This is a genomic window from Pseudarthrobacter sp. (assembly GCF_036675385.1).
Taxonomy (GTDB): domain Bacteria; phylum Actinomycetota; class Actinomycetes; order Actinomycetales; family Micrococcaceae; genus Arthrobacter.
The window spans coordinates 20,989-37,219 of record NZ_JAKFFD010000177.1 but is presented as its reverse complement, the minus strand read 5'-3'; the positions used below and the strand labels follow the sequence as shown (position 1 = coordinate 37,219).

The window sequence follows — 16,231 nt, the reverse complement described above, 5'->3', positions numbered from 1 at the left end:
GCTGTAGGGGCTGAGTGAACAAACAGCACACCGCGGGTCATTGCAACAGACATTCCATCCTCCATAGCTGTAGGTACGTCTTCCCCAACGACCTCTGCCTGGATGAAACTGCCCGGTGCTGTACGTTCCAGCGGCGGTGTTCCCTGATTATTAAGCTGTGTCCGGACTTGCGGGTGACGCGCGAAGCGAAGTAGCTTCAAGCGAAACTTGAAAGTTGCCGGACGTGACTCTTATTGTGCCGTACGCCGCGTAATTACGCCAGTGCGATTCGCCATAGGTGACACGGTCCTGGAATTACCCCGCGTTGGCGGTAATCCCTGGCGCTCAGGCCCGGGGATGGGCCTGCTGGTAGCTGCTCCGGAGCCGTTCAACGGACACATGGGTGTAGATCTGCGTGGTGGCGAGACTGCTGTGGCCCAGTATTTCCTGGACCGCACGAAGATCCGCCCCGCCATCGAGCAGGTGCGTTGCCGCAGTATGCCTCAGCGCGTGCGGGCCGGTCGCCGAGGTGTCGCCCAAAGCTTCGAAGAGTGCATTCACCACGGTCCTGACTTGGCGCTGGTCAACACGGTTTCCTCTCGTGCCCAGGAAAAGCGCCGGTCCGCTGTGGCCGGTCGCCAGGAGCGGCCTGGCCCTGCGGAGCCAGTCGTCCACGGCCACAGCGGCCGGGACGCCGTAGGGAACCGTCCGTTCCTTGTTGCCCTTGCCGACCACCCGCAGGGTCCGGCGGTCCGGGTTGAGATCGTCCACATCCAAGGCGGCCAGCTCCCCCACCCGCAGCCCCGTGGCGTATAGGAGCTCCACCATGGCCCGGTTGCGCACCGGCACCGGCGACCCTTCAGCCGCGGCTTCTTCCAGACTGTCCAGCAGCCTGAGGAGTTGGTGGGACTGCAGCACCCCGGGCAGTGACTTTTCCGCCTTGGGAGCCCTGAGACGGAGGGCAGGGTCGGTCTCGATGAGTTCTTCCCGCATGGCCCATGTGGTGAAGGATCGCGCGGTGGCCGATCTCCGCGCAAGGGTGGCCCGGGATATCCCGGCCTGGCTCTGCGCCCCGAGCCAGCGTCGGAGAGTGCCCAGCTCCAGTTCCGGCAGATCCGTGACGCCCTCGGAGGTGGCGTATTCCAGGAGGCCTCGAAGATCGGACAGGTATGCCCGAAGCGTATGCCCGGACCGGGCCCGCTCGGCGGTCAGGTATCTGGCGAAGTCGGCAAGTGCCTGCTCAAATGCCCGGGACAGTTCCTGATTCTGCACTGTTCCACTGTCCCAGAACTCCGCGGGAATCCCGTGCCGGACACAGGCAACTACGCTAATTCCTTGGCCCGTTTCCAGCCGCCCCTTTCTGAAGCTGCGAGCCCCAGCAGGCCTAGCCTGCCCAGCCCGGCCCGCACGGAGTCCGCACTGAGGCCGGCCACTGCGCAGAGCTTGTCCACGGACGTGGTGGACCGCAGCGGCAGGGCGTCCAGAAGGATCAGATCCTCCAAGGTCAGTCCGTCATGGTCGGCCGCATGCGCTGTCCCGGGCGCCGCAAGACCCACGCCGCTTGGGGATGCCAGTTCGGCGATCTCAGCGGCGTCAGTCACGCAGACAGCCCCGCCATCCCGGAGCAGCCGGTGGCAGCCGGCGGAGTTGGCGCTGTGCACGGACCCCGGCACAGCTCCCACCGCGCGGCCAAGCGTCTCCGCGTGGTGGGCCGTGTTCAGCGCACCGGACCGCCAGCGCGCTTCGACCACCACCGTCACTGCGGCCAAGGCCGCGATCAGCCTGTTCCGCTGGAGAAAGCGGTAGCGGGTGGGCGCCGACCCTGGCGGCACCTCTGCGAGCAGCGCTCCCTGGTTGCAGACCGCCCTCAGGAGATCCTCGTTGCCGGACGGGTAAAACCGGTCCACACCACCAGCCATCACCGCGATGGTAGGCACCGCCGCTGATCCCCCGGCCAGTGCTGCCCGGTGCGCGTGGGCGTCGATGCCGTATGCGCCCCCGGAAACCACGGTGAAGCCCCGCTGAGCCAGGGAGTAGGCGAGGTCCCCGGTCACCGAGGCGCCGTAGCTGGTGCTGTCGCGGGATCCCACCAGCGCCACGCTCCGGGCCGGACCGGGAAGCTCCTGTTCCAGGCCCCGCCACCAAAGACAGATGGGCTCCTGCATCCCAAGGTCCCCGAGCTGGGCAGGCCAGAGGTCATCCGACGGGATAATCAGCCGGCCGCCAAGGCGTGCCATGGTGGCAAGGTCACGCTCGGGCGCCAGATCCGGAATGCGGGGAGCCCAGCGTTTGAGGGAGGCAGCCATCCCCGCCCAGCTGGTTCCGGCGCCGTTGTCCGCCAGCAGTCCGGTGATCTCCCGCTCCAGTGCCGGGCCGGCGGCCGCCTGGCCCGTGGCGATTTTCAAGGCGTCGGGTGCGCCGGTGGCCTGTACCAGGGCCAGTCCGGCCGCGTCCTGCGGTTCCATGAGCCGCGACAGGGCGGCCCGGGCGATCCGTTCGTTGTCCATGTGGTTTCTTCCTTCACGCAGCTGCCGAGGCAGCCTGCCGGAGGCCAAGGGCCTGGCCGATGTCGTTGGTGTCGGGCATGTCGCGTTGCGACAGGTCCGCCAGGGTCCAGGCCAGCCGGAGAACCCTGTCATAGCCCCTGGCGGTCAGCACGCCCCGCTCCAGTGAGTGGTCCAGGATCCGCGTGGCGCCGGCCGGCAACCGCAGTGGGCCGCGCAGAATTCGGCCGGGCACCTGCGAGTTCGTTTCCATTCCCAGGGGCCGCAGCCGTTCGGCCTGGCGCCGGCGTGCGTCGCCTACCCTCCGTGCCACGGCGGCTGTGTCTTCTTCGGCGCCCGCCTGGCCGAAGTCGGCCAGTGACACGCGCTCCACCTGCAGCTGGATATCCACCCGGTCCAGCAGCGGACCGGACATCCTGGCCACGTAGCGGCGCCGCATCGTGGGCGTACATGTGCAGTCCAGGCCCTTTCCCGAAGCCTTGCCGCAGGGACAGGGATTGGCGGCAAGGACCAGCTGGAACCGGGCAGGGTAGGCTGCCGTTCCTGCCGAGCGGTGAATGACCAGCTCCCCGCTCTCCAGGGGCTGGCGGAGGGCGTCCAGGACGCGCCGTTCGTATTCCGGGGCCTCGTCCAGGAACAGGACACCGCGGTGTGCCCGCGACGCCGCACCCGGGCGCGGCAACCCCGATCCCCCGCCGATAATGGCGGCGGCTGTGGCCGAATGATGCGGGTTTTCGAACGGCGGCCGCCGCACAAGCTGAACGGCGGATGAGGGAAGGCCGCAGAGGGAGTGGATGGCGGTGACTTCCATGGCCTCATTGTCGGCAAGGTCCGGCAGGAGACCGGGAAGTCTTTCGGCCAGCATGGTCTTGCCCGCACCCGGAGGTCCGGTCAGGAGCAGGTGGTGGGCCCCGGCAGCGGCCACCTCGAGCGCGCGTCTGGCTTCGCCCTGGCCGGAGACGTCGGCCATGTCAGGAACAGCCTGGGCCCCCGGTTCGGAGTCCCCATGACCGGCCTCGTCCTCCGGCTCGAAGTCCAGTGCGAGCTCTTGCGGGTCTGCACCGAAGTCGAGCGCCAGCCGCGCCAGCGTGCGGTACCCCTTGACGTTGGCTCCAGGGACCAGCGATGCTTCGCCGAGGTTGGCGTGCGCGACCACCACGTCCGGATAGCCGGCCTGCACCGACGCCATCACTGCCGGCAGGATGCCGCGCACCGGCCGTAGCCGGCCATCCAGCCCGAGTTCGGCGATGAAGACGGTCCGGCCGGTGGGCTTGATGTCATTTGCGGCCCTCAGGACTGCCATGGTCACGGCAAGGTCGAAGCCGGAACCGCGTTTGGGCAGCGACGCGGGGATGAGGTTGGCCGTGATCTTCCGCCGGCTCAGCGGAATTCCGGAATTCTTGGCCGCGGAACGTATGCGCTCCTTGGCCTCGTTGAGGGCGGCGTCCGGGAGGCCCAGGATCACGAATGCCGGCAGGGTCTGGCCAATATCGGCTTCTACCTCGACGATGTACCCGTTCAATCCCACCAGCGCCACGGAGTAGGCCCGGCCCAGCGCCATCTACCCCACCCCCTTGAGGTGTTCCACCAGGGGTTCGCCGCCGCCGTCGTCCACCACGGCAATGACGTCCACGCGCCGTAGCGGCATCCGAAGCTCCCGGTCCCGGCACCACGCCGAACCGAGCCGATGCAGCCGGGCGAGTTTGTCCGGCCCCACGGCTTCGAACGGGTGCCCGTAGTCCAGGGAACGGCGGGTTTTCACCTCTGCGATGACCAGGGCGTCACCGTCCAGGGCCACAATGTCTATTTCACCCTCGGCGCAGCGCCAGTTGCGTTCCACCACCAGCATGCCGAGCGATTCAAGATAGCCGGCCGCGAGTTCCTCGCCGCGCCGGCCCAACAGGTCTTTGGATTTCATTTCTACCTCCGCAACCAGCCTGCAGTGGCAGGACAGCGGAGGACAGCAGGCTATTCGCGTATGTGGGCAACACGGGAAAACGGCCCCAATACAGCGGGGCTGTGGAGGAGCAGTGGGCCGGCGTCAGTTGCCGAGGTCAGCGTCCTTCGGCAGGGCAAGTTCCTCGTTGCGGGGCAGTTCTTCGACGTTGACATCCTTGAACGTCAGGACACGGACTGTCTTCACGAACCGTGCCGAACGGTACACATCCCACACCCAGGCATCCTGGAGCGTCAGATCGAAGTAGACCTCGCCGTCGGCGCTTCGGGCCTGCAGGTCAACGTGGTTTGCGAGGTAAAAGCGGCGTTCGGTCTCGACAACGTAACTGAAGAGCCCGACAACATCGCGGTATTCACGGTAGAGCTGCAGCTCCATGTCGGTTTCATAGTTTTCAAGATCCTCTGCACTCATGCTTCCATCTTGCACCATCCAGGGCGCCGCAGTCGCAGCGTCCCCGCCACATGAGCTCCAGACCAGTGCGGCAGGCACTGGAGCGGCACGGAATCAGAGTTCGCCGCCCAGGAGGTTCCAACTCACCCGGTGGTACGGTGTGGCTCCGGCGGCGCGGAGCGCGTCCCGGTGAATTGCCGTGGCGTAGCCCTTGTTGACGTCCCAGCCAAACTCGGGGTATTCGCCGTGCAGGCCGCGCATCTGCTCATCGCGTTCCACCTTCGCAATCACGCTGGCTGCGGCCACGCTCAGGCACTGCATGTCCGCCTTGATCTTGGTGTGGACCGGGGCAAGGCACGCGAAATCCATGGGTGGCTCGTCAAACAGGGAAGGCTGCCCCGCGGGCGAGAGCCAGTTGTGGCTGCCATCGAGCAGCACCACATCTGGGCTGATGCCAGCCGCAAGGATGTCCTGCCAGGCGCGCGTACCGGCCAGCCGCAGCGCAGCGATAATGCCCAATGCGTCGATCTCCCGCGCGGAAGCGTGTCCGACGGCGGACGCAACACTCCAGCGTCTGACCAGCGGTTCCAGCCGTTCCCGTTCGGCGGGGCTGAGGAGCTTGCTGTCCCGCACCCCGGCCAGGGGCTTCTGGGTGTGGAGGTCCACGACGGCGATTCCGACGCTCACCGGTCCTGCCAGCGCCCCCCGTCCCACTTCGTCCACGCCGGCCAGGTAACGGGCGCCCTGCGCTTTGAACGTCCTCTCATGCCGGAGCGTCGGTGCTTTGGAGCGGACCCCGTCCGTCTTGCGGGCTGGAGCCTCGGACCCGGTGGCCGGAATCACTGACACTCCTAGCCTCCCGCAGGCACGTTCCGGAAGACGGCCGGATAATTGTCAAGGACAGTGATCCGGTTCAACGGCCATGCGATGACGGCGGCTTTGCCCTCTACGTCCACGAGGTCGACGAATCCGCCATTGGATTCCAGGTGCGAGCGGGAATCCGCGGAGTGGTTCCGGTTATCGCCCATGACCCAGACCTTTCCTTCCGGAACAACGACGTCGAAAGCACGGATCTGCGGTTCCTCAGCCCCGTTGACATAGGTTTCATCAATAGGAGATCCGTTGATGGTCAGTTTACCGCCGTCGTCGCAGCAGATCACTTTGTCACCGGGAAGCCCGATGACACGTTTGACGAGGTGCTGCTCGGAGTTGTCCGGCAGCAGTCCCACAAATATCAGGCCGCCCTGGACCCAGGTGAAAGGTCCATTCGGTTCCTCCGGTGCGGTGCTCAGCCAGCCCTTGGTATCACGGAAGACCACAACGTCCCCGCGTGAGAGGGAAAACGGCTCCGGAACCAGCAGGTTCACGAAGATGCGGTCGTTGACGTCCAGGGTGCTGACCATGGACTCGGACGGAATATAGAACGCGCGGAACAGGAACGTCTTGATCAGGAAGGACAGCACCACGGCGATCACCACTACCGTGGCAACCTCCTTCAGCCAGACAAAGAGCTGGCTGGGGGCGGCGGGCTCGGAAGTCGGTGCCGCGGATCGCCTGCCGGACTGTGGCGCTGCCGGGCTGCCATCCGCCACGCCGTCGGAGGTGCCGTCGCCGGAAATCGCGTTGGCGGACATACCGTCGGTGTCGGCACCGGGGGCGCCGTCGCGAGGCGGCTCAGGTGTCCGGGCATTGTTCTCGGGCATTTACTGTCCGTCCTCTGTTGTTGATCCTGCCGCTGGCGGCCGTGGTACTGCAGCAAATCTATCAAGTGGCCAAACGATCTGGACCGGCCTGCCGATGACATGGTCCATTGGCACCATGCCTCCGCCGGGCGCACCGAGCAGGCTGCGCGAATCAGCGGATGCCGAGCGGTGGTCACCGAGCAGCCAAAGCCTTCCGTCGGGCACCACGGCGCTGAAGACCTGCGTGCTTGGGCTGTCTCCGTCGAACAGATACGGCTCGTTGAGTGCCTCACCGTTGACGGTGATCTTTCCGTCTGCATCGCAGCAAACCACGGTGTCCCCTGGCATGCCGATGACACGTTTGACGTACGTGGTGTCACTGCCGGCCAGGCCTAGCCACTGCCCGGCCGCTGCAAGGGAATCCAGAAGGGGGCCCTTCCCACTGTGCAGGGGAGCAAACGAACCCCTGCCGTCGAAGACCACAATGTCGCCCCGACGGATGGGTTCGGCATGGAAGTCTGTCCTGGAGACCAGGATGCGGTCCCCTTTCGCAAGGACCGGTTCCATGGATTCGGACGGTATGTAATAGACATCCAGCCACAGGGAACGGACCAGCCCGCTGATAGCCACGGCCAGGAGAACTGCCAGGAACGCAAAACGCCAGCCCATTCGTCTGGGCTGGCGTTTTGTCTGGTCCATGATCCGTATTCCTGGGGCGCTGTTGCGAAGGGCTCCGGCGCTGGCCTGGTACGGCTGGGGCCTGCTTTGTAGGTCCCTGGGGAACTTACTTCTTGGGCTGGAAGTCGCGCTTTTCCTTGATTTTCGCAGCCTTGCCGCGCAGGTCGCGCATGTAGTACAGCTTCGCGCGGCGCACGTCACCCTTGGAGACAACTTCGATCTTGTCGATGATCGGGGAGTGCACCGGGAAGGTACGCTCCACACCGACGCCGAAGGAGACCTTGCGGATGGTGAAGGTTTCGCGGAGACCGTCGCCGTGGCGGCCCAGGACGAAGCCCTGGAATACCTGGACACGGGAGTTCTTGCCTTCGATGATGTTCACGTGAACCTTGAGGGTGTCACCCGCGCGGAAGACAGGAACATCGGTGCGCAGCGAGGCTGCATCTACGGAATCGAGAATATGCATAATTGCACTCCTGGTGAACGCCACAGGTCATTCACTTTGGGTCACGGCGGGCAAGCCCGGAAGTACCGGAAATTACCGCCGAAAATTAAGTGGGGCCGGTTCCTTCACTGATTGAAGATCCCGGGGTGTCCAGCTGTTGGTTGCGCTCCCCCTGTGGCAGGTGCGGACCCAGCAGACACAAAGACTAATTTTGCCACACTCGCGGGCCTACAGCCAATCGCCTTGGACCACGGACGTGCCGGTTCAGGTTGAGGCGTCGGTTCCAGTGTCCGTGCTGGTATCAGCCTGCCGTCGCGCCAGGAGGTGACCGTCGACGACGTCGTACCCGAGGTCGGCGAAGGCCGTCCGGTCGGCACGTGGCAGCTTCCCTGCGTCGAACGTTTCCAGGAGGTCCGGACGGCGTTCCGCCGTCCGCCGGTACTGCTCGTGGCGGCGCCACTGCGCGATCTTCCCGTGGTTGCCGCTCAGCAGCACTGCCGGGACATCCCGGTCACGCCAGCTGGCGGGCTTGGTATACACGGGGTATTCCAGCAGCCCGTCCGAATGCGACTCCTCCACCAGGGAATCAGGGTTGCCCACGACGCCTGGCAGCAACCTGCCGATGGCTTCGACCATGGCCAAAACGGCTACTTCGCCGCCGTTCAGCACATAGTCACCAAGGCTCATGGGGCGCACCGTGAAGTGCTCTTCCGCCCACTCGATGACACGCTCGTCGATGCCCTCATAGCGGCCACAGGCAAAAACCAGCTGGTCCTCTTCTGCGAGCTCATGGGCAAGGGCCTGGTTGAAGCGCTCCCCTGCCGGCGACGGGACGATCAGTACCGGTTTGGCGGGCTCGGCCGCCGTGGCCTCGGCACCCGCTGCGGCTTCACCGGATCCGGCCACAGCAGCTGCGGCAACAGCAGCCAACGCCTGCGCCCAAGGCTCGGGCTTCATCACCATGCCCGCGCCGCCGCCGTACGGCGTGTCGTCCACTGAGCGGTGCTTGTCGGTGGTGAAATCACGCAGGTCATGGACGCGCAGGTCCAACAGGCCGTCCTGGCGGGCCTTGCCAATGAGCGAGAGCTCCAGGGGCGCCAGGTACTCCGGGAAGATACTGACGACGTCGATTCTCATCTACGCGTTTTCCTCCGCTTCACCGGGGCCGGCTTCGCCGTCGTTGACCTCAAAGAGACCGTCCGGCGGCGTCAGCAGGACGAAGCCACCGGCCACATTGACCTCCGGAACGATCTGCTCCACAAACGGGACAAGGATTTCCTTGCCGTCCGGCGTTTCAACCACGAGCAGGTCCTGGACCGGCAAGGTGTGCAGGGCGGCGATCTTGCCGACCACCTGCGACCCGACGCGCGCCTCGAGCCCTACCAGTTCGTGCTCGTACCAGCCTTCGTCGTCGTCCTCGTCCAGCTCTTCGGTTTCGATGAAGAGCTTGGCGCCGCGCAGGGTCTCTGCCTGGTTGCGGGTCTCGATTCCTTCGAATGCGAGCAGCAGGATGTCCTTGTTCCAGCGCGCACCCTCAACAATGAGCGGGCCGGCCGATGCAGGCTCCACCACAAACTCGGTACCGGGAACAAACCGGTCCCCCGGAGCGTCGGTCAGCACCTGGACCGTCACTTCGCCGCGGATTCCATGCGGTTTGCCGATTCGTGCCACCTGAAGCTGCATCTGTTCCTCTGTTTCGGTTTGTGGATTCTCCACGGTCTTGTGGTGAAAGCACTCCGGCCCCTCCACCGTTGCTGGTGGAAGGGCCGGAGCAAAAACTGATGTTGCTGAGCGCTTAGCGGCGGCGGTCGGTATCGACGACGTCGACCCTGACCGGCTCGCCGTCTGCCAGTGCCGCCACAACGGTGCGCAATGCCCGTGCGGTGCGGCCCTGGCGGCCGATCACCCGTCCCAGGTCATCCTGATGAACACGAACCTCGAGGGTGTCCCCGCGGCGGTTGTTCTTCGAGCTGACCTTGACATCTTCCGGCGAATCAACGATTCCCCGGACGAGGTGTTCGAGCGCTTCTGCCAGCAATCTACTCAGCCTCGGTGGTCTCTGCTTCGGCCGGGGCCTCGGCTGCGTCAGACTGCTTTGACTTCTTGGTGATGGCTTCCGGGATGATCACGGAACCCTTTTCCGGGGCAACAAAGGCAGCCTTCGGAGCTTTGGTCTTCAGGGTGCCTTCCTGGCCCGGCAGGCCCTTGAACTTCTGCCAGTCACCGGTGATCTTCAGGATCGCGGCAACCTGCTCGGACGGCTGTGCGCCGACGCCGAGCCAGTACTGGGCACGGTCCGTGTCCACCTCGATGTATGAGGGCTCTTCGGTGGGGTGGTACTTGCCGATCTCTTCGATGGCACGGCCGTCACGCTTGGAGCGTGCGTCCATGACGACGATGCGGTAGTACGGTGCGCGCATCTTGCCAAAGCGCTTAAGGCGAATCTTTACGGCCACTTTTGTGGTCACTCCTGTTTCAGAAAAGGGGTGAACCGACGTTCTGCACCCGTGGGGCGGGCCATACTTGAGGGTTCGAAGGACAGGATCCGGACGCGGAGAGAGGGGCCACGCAGATCGAGTACCTGTTTATTGTGCCAGATCAGCGTCCGGATTTCGACTTGACACGTCGGGATGGGGCAGCGGGCGGACCCGGCGGGCCACGGCCGGCCTACGACGACCAGACATACACCCCGGTGCGTGCGGCGTCATCGACGGAGTTGGCAAGCTCAGCGAACTGCTGGACATACGTCCGGGCCTCGGCCACGCCGAACGGCATGTCATCCTGGGCGGCCCACTTTTCAGCGACGTCGTCCAGGACATTGCCTTCGCCTTCAGTCTCGTAGCTGAGCAGGTCCGCGAGCGCACGCACCATGGCCGGCGGGACCCCGAGGAGGGAATCGCTGGCCACGTCAACCATGGCCAGCTCGTAGTCCGCGCCACCGGCGTGCACAGCAACGCCGGCAAGGTCGCCAAGCTGCTCGATTTCGAAATCGCTGATTCCGGGAATCCGCAGGGCCTGGCCCGCCGGGGAGCCGCCTGCATCCAGGACGCCCGCCCGCTTCAGCGCGGCATCGTGAGTGGAAACAAAAATTTCAGTGAAACCCATGGGAACAGCCCTCATTCCGTCGACGGTGCGGCCTGGAAGAGCAGCAGCAAGTGCCACCCCGGCCGTTCAGAATCAGCCTAGTACAAGGCAGGCCGCACACTTGGCAGCCGCACTCAGCGGACGGCGACCCGGATATTGTTGCGCCACGGGTCCTCGAAGCGAAGCTCGGCGCCCGTGTGGTGCGAGGCCACACCGGCGCCCTTCAGGCGGTCGGCGAGCGCTCCGACGTCATCCCCGGAAGGGACCTCGATGAGCACTTCGCCGAGGCCCAGGGTGTCCTTGCGGGGACCGGCTCCGCGGCTGTTCCAGACGTTCATGGCCATGTGGTGGTGATACCGGCCCGCGGAGACAAACAGTGCCTGCCCGTGCCAGCCGGCGGTCTTTTCGAAGCCCAGCGTGCCGACGTAGAAATCGTGCGCTGACTGGACGTCGCCCACTTGGAGGTGGACGTGGCCTACACCGGCTTCGCTGGCCCGCTGGCCCGCCACGGATTCCTGGGTCAGGTGCTGCTCGAGGTAGCGCTGCGGCGGCAGTGCCAGGCTGTCCATCACTACATCCTTCCCGTTCCACGACCAGTTTTCGCGGGGCCTGTCCCAGTACAGTTCGACGCCGTTGCCCTCGGGGTCGTTGAAGTAGAAGGCCTCGCTGACGAGGTGGTCGGCGCTGCCGGTGAAGGACCGGGGTTCGTACTGGGCGGCGGTGGCTACCGTGGCGGCAAGCGAAGCCTGGTCGTCAAACAGCAGTGCGGTGTGGAACAGCCCGGCCTCTCCCCTGCCAGGCAGATTCAAGGACGGGGCGGCCGCGAGATGGACCAGCGGGCGTTGAAGGCGGCCAAGATAGACGCCGCCGTCCTGTTCCGCGACGATCTCCAGGCCGAGCGCACGCTGGTAGTAGTCGGTCATCAGCTTCATGTCGCCCACCTTGAGCATCACGGTGCCCATGGAGAGGTCGGCAGGAAGGAGATCCCGGCTGGTGGCTTCTGCAGTCATGTGAAAACTCCCGGTCCGTTGGCCTTCGGATGGAAGGCGGCTATGCTTCCAATTTACTTGAAGCTTCAATTTAATTCAAGTGGCGGAGCAGACAGACTGCGACCGCTTTCCGGTGATTGCTGTCACCAGTCCACCCTCGGCCTGTGGTAGCTTCGACTTGACCACACGGGAGCCCTTGCAGGGGCTGAGATCGGGCTGACGCAGCCTGCGACCGTTGAACCTGTCCGGGTAATGCCGGCGAAGGAAGTGAGTATTCATTGAATACACAAGAAACACAGCTGATCCCTGCCCAAAATGAAGCCGACGTGGATCAAAAGCTCCAGCCTGAAACCCAGTCACTGAAGTCCCACTCACTGGCGTTTATCAACGATGAGGCCACCGGGATCCGGGTACCCGTGACCGAGATCGCGCTGGAACCGTCGCCGAACGGGGAGGCGAACGGGCCTTTCCGGACCTACCGCACGGCCGGTCCGGGCAGTGATCCGGTGGTGGGCCTCAACCCGTTCCGCTCGGAGTGGATCGCCGCCCGCGGCGACACCGCGCCGTACAGCGGACGGGAACGGAACCTGCTCGACGACGGCAAGTCGGCAGTGCGCCGCGGCGCCGCCTCTGCGGAGTGGAAGGGCGCGCAACCGGTGCCCCGCCGCGCCGTCGAAGGCAAGACCGTCACCCAGATGCACTATGCGCGGCAGGGTGTCATCACCCCCGAGATGCAGTTCATCGCCCTCCGCGAGAATTGCGACGTGGAACTGGTCCGCAGCGAGGTGGCGGCCGGCCGGGCCATCATCCCCAACAACATCAACCACCCGGAATCCGAACCGATGATCATCGGCAAGGCCTTCCTGGTGAAGATCAATGCCAACATCGGCAACTCGGCCGTGACCAGCTCCATTGCCGAGGAAGTGGACAAACTCCAGTGGGCCACGCAGTGGGGAGCTGACACGGTGATGGACCTCTCCACCGGCGATGACATCCACACCACCCGGGAATGGCTCATCCGCAACTCTCCCGTGCCCATCGGTACGGTGCCCATTTACCAGGCGCTGGAGAAGGTCAACGGCGAGGCCAACGCCCTGACGTGGGAGATCTACCGGGACACCGTCATTGAGCAGTGCGAGCAGGGGGTGGACTACATGACCATCCACGCCGGTGTGCTGCTGCGTTACGTGCCGCTGACGGCCAACCGCGTCACCGGCATCGTCTCCCGGGGCGGCGCGATCATGGCCGGGTGGTGCCTGGCCCACCACCAGGAGAACTTCCTGTACACCCACTTCGACGAGCTGTGCGAGATCTTCGCCAAGTACGACGTCGCGTTCTCCCTGGGCGACGGACTGCGCCCGGGGGCGACGGCGGACGCCAACGACGCCGCCCAGTTCGCCGAGCTGGACACCCTGGCTGAACTGACCCAGCGGGCGTGGGAATTCGATGTGCAGGTCATGGTGGAAGGTCCCGGGCACGTCCCGTTCCACCTGGTGCGGGAGAACGTGGAACGCCAGCAGGAACTCTGCAAGGGCGCCCCGTTCTACACGCTGGGGCCGCTGGTCACGGATATTGCCCCCGGCTACGACCACATCACGTCCGCCATCGGCGCCACCGAAATCGCCCGGTACGGCACGGCGATGCTTTGTTACGTCACGCCCAAGGAACACCTTGGCCTGCCGAACAAGGACGATGTGAAAACCGGAGTGATCACCTACAAGATCGCCGCCCACGCAGCAGACCTTGCCAAGGGCCACCCCGGCGCCCATGAGCGGGATGATGCACTGTCCAAGGCCCGGTTCGAGTTCCGCTGGCGCGACCAGTTCGCGCTGTCCCTGGATCCGGTCACGGCGGAGGCCTTCCATGACGAGACGCTGCCGGCCGAACCGGCCAAAACCGCCCACTTCTGCTCCATGTGCGGCCCGAAGTTCTGCTCCATGAAGATCAGCCAGGACATCAGGGACGAATACGGTTCGGCAGATTCGCAGGCGGCCATTGCCGAGGCCTACAGCGGGATGCGCGAAAAGAGTGCGGAGTTCCTGGCCGCCGGCGGAAAGGTCTACCTCCCCGAGCTTCGGATCCCGGCCGGGAACTGACGGCTCAGGAAGCCTGAACCGAGCGTGACCTGCCGACGTCGGCGATGAAGGACCGGATGGCACGGTCACCTTCGGCAGAGTCCTGGGGCCGGTGTCCTCCCGCAGCGATGCGGTGCAGGGCACCGGTTTCCTGCAGATATCCGGCGATTTCCTCGTAGAGCGGTTCCCACCCACCCGTAAGGACCAGGGTGGGGACGCCCGGAACTATGTGCAGCGGGGCATCCCAGGACGGCGCCTGCAACCGGAGCCGGCGCGCCGACCGTTTTTCCTCCGGCGTGGCGGGCTCCTGCAGGTCCGCCGCGAACATTCGCCGCACGAACTCACGTTGGAAGTCTTCATCGCTGAGCTCGTGCCGGACGTCGAACAGCGGTTGCATCAGGGCGCGGTGCGCGGCCGTGGCCGGCAGTTCGGCGGTCAGGGACAGGCACGCCGGTTCTACCAGCGTGAGGGAATACACCAGTTCGGGGCGTTCGACGGCGGCCATCATGGCCGCAATCGCGCCCTCGGCGTGGGCAACAACATGGCCCCCAGCGGCCCCGCGGCCGTCATCGGCAAGTGAGCGCAGGATGATGGCGGTATCTTCGGAGAACGAGGACTCCACGGGTTCAGCGATGGGGTCAAAACCGTGCCGCCGCAGGAAGAGGGCGTCGTACGTCAGGGCCATGCCGTGCTGGCGCAGCCACGCCGCGGCACCGAAAGGTCCGGCGCCGTGCACGAACACTACCCGCTGTTTGAACATGACCCAACCCTATTCCACGGCACCGACATCCCAATTGGGCAGCAGCCAGTGTTGTTATGAGTGCCCACAACGACGCCTGCTGCTACCCAGTCGGGAGGGGTGGTTACTTGCCGAGGAACTTGTCGAATCCCTTGGGCAGGTTCAGCTGCGACGGGTCGAAGTCGCCGCCCTGCTGGCCGAACGCTGCCCCCGTGGGGAGCGCCTTCCCCGCCCCGGCCCGCCGGGCCTCGGCGTCCTTCAGCTCCTGGGCAGCCTTGGCAGGGTTGCCTGAGCGGGCCTTCTTCTTCGGGGCGTTCTTTCCGCCCTTCCGCGCACCGCCGGGGCCGCCCATGCCAGGCATCCCGGGCATTCCGGGCATGCCGCCGCCCTGGGCCATCTTCTTCATCATCTTCTGGGCCTGGCCGAAACGCTCCAGCAGGCCGTTGACCTCGGAGACATGCACGCCGGAACCCCGGGCAATGCGTGCCCGGCGGGAGCCGTTGATGATCTTCGGGGCGACGCGTTCGTGCGGCGTCATGGAACGCACGATCGCTTCGACACGGTCGATCTCGCGCTCGTCAAAGTTCTCCAGCTGCTCGCGGATGTTCTGCGCACCGGGCATCATCATGAGCATCTTCTTCATGGAGCCCATGTTGCGGATCTGCTGCATCTGGGAGAGGAAGTCATCCAGGGTGAAGTCTTCCTGGTCGGCGAATTTCTTCGCCATCCGGGCGGCTTCGTCCTTGTCCCAGTTCTTCTCGGCCTGCTCAATCAGGGTGAGGACGTCACCCATGTCCAGGATGCGGGAGGCCATGCGGTCCGGATGGAACAGCTCAAAGTCATCCACGCCTTCGCCGGTGGAGGCGAACATAACCGGCTTACCGGTGACCGACGCAACCGAGAGTGCGGCACCGCCGCGGGCGTCGCCGTCGAGCTTGGACAGCACGATGCCGGTGAAGTTCACACCCTCGTCAAACGCCACAGCCGTGTTCACGGCGTCCTGCCCGATCATGGCGTCGATCACGAACAGCACTTCATTGGGGACGATGGCGCGGCGGATCTCGCTCGCCTGCTCCATCATCTCGGCGTCAACACCGAGGCGCCCGGCGGTGTCAACAATCACGACGTCGTGCAGCTTCTGGCGCGCTTCCTCAACGCCGGCGCGGGCGACGGCGACCGGGTCACCAGCGGGGTGCTCCAGTTCCGAAGTGGCTCCGGGGTGCGGCGCGAAAACGGGCACGCCGGCGCGGTTGCCGACAACCTGGAGCTGCGTGACGGCATTGGGCCGCTGGAGATCACATGCCACCAGCAGGGGGCTGTGGCCTTGCGCCTTGAGCCATTTGGCGAGCTTGCCCGCCAGGGTGGTCTTACCGGCACCCTGGAGGCCGGCCAGCATGATGATGGTGGGACCGGTCTTGGCAAGGCGGATCCGGCGGGTCTCGCCACCGAGGATCTCAACGAGTTCCTCATTGACGATCTTGACGATCTGCTGGCTGGGGTTCAGCGCCCCCGATACCTCTGCCCCGAGGGCACGCTCGCGGACGCGGGCCGTAAACTCACGCACCACGGGAACGGCGACATCGGCATCCAGGAGGGCGCGGCGGATCTCCCGGACTGTGGCATCGACGTCGGCCTCAGTGAGGCGGCCCTTGCCACGGAGATTCTTGAAGGTTGCTGTCAACCGGTCAGAGAGTGAATTGAACACGCGC

The 16,231-nt window shown here is 65.2% G+C and carries 18 protein-coding genes and 1 riboswitch; of the genes, 1 reads left to right on the top strand and 17 read right to left on the bottom strand.

Annotated elements, in window-relative coordinates; all coding sequences use genetic code 11:
* Positions 1-324 precede the first annotated feature (324 nt).
* The 15 genes from V6M49_RS15550 to V6M49_RS15480 all read right to left on the bottom strand — a co-directional run bounded on the left by V6M49_RS15550 (position 325) and on the right by V6M49_RS15480 (position 11,729).
* A complete protein-coding gene (locus tag V6M49_RS15550) occupies positions 325-1,251 on the bottom strand; it encodes a tyrosine recombinase XerC (protein ID WP_141140871.1) in 927 nt (308 codons plus the stop codon).
* 50 nt (positions 1,252-1,301) lie between these two features.
* Positions 1,302-2,486, bottom strand: coding sequence for a DNA-processing protein DprA (dprA, locus tag V6M49_RS15545; protein ID WP_332761882.1), 1,185 nt, complete (start codon positions 2,484-2,486; stop codon positions 1,302-1,304).
* A 13-nt stretch (positions 2,487-2,499) separates the two neighbouring features.
* Entirely contained in the window at positions 2,500-4,044 is a 1,545-nt protein-coding gene (locus V6M49_RS15540; RefSeq protein WP_332761880.1) for a YifB family Mg chelatase-like AAA ATPase, read from the bottom strand.
* Positions 4,045-4,401, bottom strand: a complete 357-nt coding sequence (locus V6M49_RS15535; protein ID WP_056349077.1) for a YraN family protein — start codon at positions 4,399-4,401, stop codon at positions 4,045-4,047. It lies immediately after the preceding gene.
* A 123-nt stretch (positions 4,402-4,524) separates the two neighbouring features.
* Positions 4,525-4,851 carry a DUF2469 domain-containing protein gene (locus V6M49_RS15530; protein WP_056349080.1) on the bottom strand — a complete coding sequence of 109 codons (327 nt, stop codon included), beginning with the start codon at positions 4,849-4,851 and terminating at the stop codon, positions 4,525-4,527.
* Between the two features lie 93 nt (positions 4,852-4,944).
* Entirely contained in the window at positions 4,945-5,673 is a 729-nt protein-coding gene (locus V6M49_RS15525) for a ribonuclease HII (protein WP_442959745.1), read from the bottom strand.
* Between the two features lie 8 nt (positions 5,674-5,681).
* A complete protein-coding gene (gene lepB, locus V6M49_RS15520) occupies positions 5,682-6,533 on the bottom strand; it encodes a signal peptidase I (RefSeq protein WP_332761877.1) in 852 nt (283 codons plus the stop codon).
* A complete protein-coding gene (gene lepB, locus V6M49_RS15515) occupies positions 6,534-7,211 on the bottom strand; it encodes a signal peptidase I (RefSeq protein ID WP_332761876.1) in 678 nt (225 codons plus the stop codon).
* An 85-nt stretch (positions 7,212-7,296) separates the two neighbouring features.
* Complete coding sequence (gene rplS / locus V6M49_RS15510) at positions 7,297-7,656, bottom strand: 50S ribosomal protein L19 (RefSeq protein WP_056349088.1); 360 nt, start codon at positions 7,654-7,656, stop codon at positions 7,297-7,299.
* A 243-nt stretch (positions 7,657-7,899) separates the two neighbouring features.
* Positions 7,900-8,772 (bottom strand): tRNA (guanosine(37)-N1)-methyltransferase TrmD, encoded by an 873-nt coding sequence (trmD, locus tag V6M49_RS15505; protein WP_141140877.1) that lies wholly within the window; start codon positions 8,770-8,772, stop codon positions 7,900-7,902.
* On the bottom strand, positions 8,773-9,318 hold the full coding sequence (rimM, locus tag V6M49_RS15500; protein ID WP_332761886.1) for a ribosome maturation factor RimM: 546 nt from the start codon (positions 9,316-9,318) through the stop codon (positions 8,773-8,775).
* Positions 9,319-9,430: 112 nt separating this feature from the next.
* Complete coding sequence (locus V6M49_RS15495) at positions 9,431-9,673, bottom strand: RNA-binding protein (protein WP_056349097.1); 243 nt, start codon at positions 9,671-9,673, stop codon at positions 9,431-9,433.
* A gap of 1 nt (position 9,674) precedes the next feature.
* Positions 9,675-10,091, bottom strand: coding sequence for a 30S ribosomal protein S16 (gene rpsP / locus V6M49_RS15490; protein WP_056349101.1), 417 nt, complete (start codon positions 10,089-10,091; stop codon positions 9,675-9,677).
* A 211-nt stretch (positions 10,092-10,302) separates the two neighbouring features.
* Positions 10,303-10,740, bottom strand: coding sequence for a hypothetical protein (locus V6M49_RS15485; protein ID WP_210412308.1), 438 nt, complete (start codon positions 10,738-10,740; stop codon positions 10,303-10,305).
* A gap of 113 nt (positions 10,741-10,853) precedes the next feature.
* Positions 10,854-11,729: a VOC family protein gene (locus tag V6M49_RS15480; protein ID WP_332761869.1), complete on the bottom strand. Its 876-nt coding sequence runs from the start codon at positions 11,727-11,729 to the stop codon at positions 10,854-10,856.
* 155 nt (positions 11,730-11,884) lie between these two features.
* A riboswitch (TPP riboswitch) is annotated at positions 11,885-11,992 on the top strand.
* Between V6M49_RS15480 and thiC the strand changes: the two genes are divergently transcribed.
* Positions 11,987-13,804 carry a phosphomethylpyrimidine synthase ThiC gene (thiC, locus tag V6M49_RS15475; protein ID WP_442959744.1) on the top strand — a complete coding sequence of 606 codons (1,818 nt, stop codon included), beginning with the start codon at positions 11,987-11,989 and terminating at the stop codon, positions 13,802-13,804. It overlaps the preceding riboswitch by 6 nt.
* 4 nt (positions 13,805-13,808) lie before the next feature.
* On the opposite strand, the gene V6M49_RS15470 is transcribed toward thiC, so the two are convergent.
* Positions 13,809-14,543, bottom strand: coding sequence for an alpha/beta hydrolase (locus V6M49_RS15470; protein ID WP_332761865.1), 735 nt, complete (start codon positions 14,541-14,543; stop codon positions 13,809-13,811).
* 103 nt (positions 14,544-14,646) lie between these two features.
* Positions 14,647-16,227 (bottom strand): signal recognition particle protein, encoded by a 1,581-nt coding sequence (gene ffh / locus V6M49_RS15465; protein WP_141140882.1) that lies wholly within the window; start codon positions 16,225-16,227, stop codon positions 14,647-14,649.
* Between the last annotated feature and the right edge of the window lie 4 nt (positions 16,228-16,231).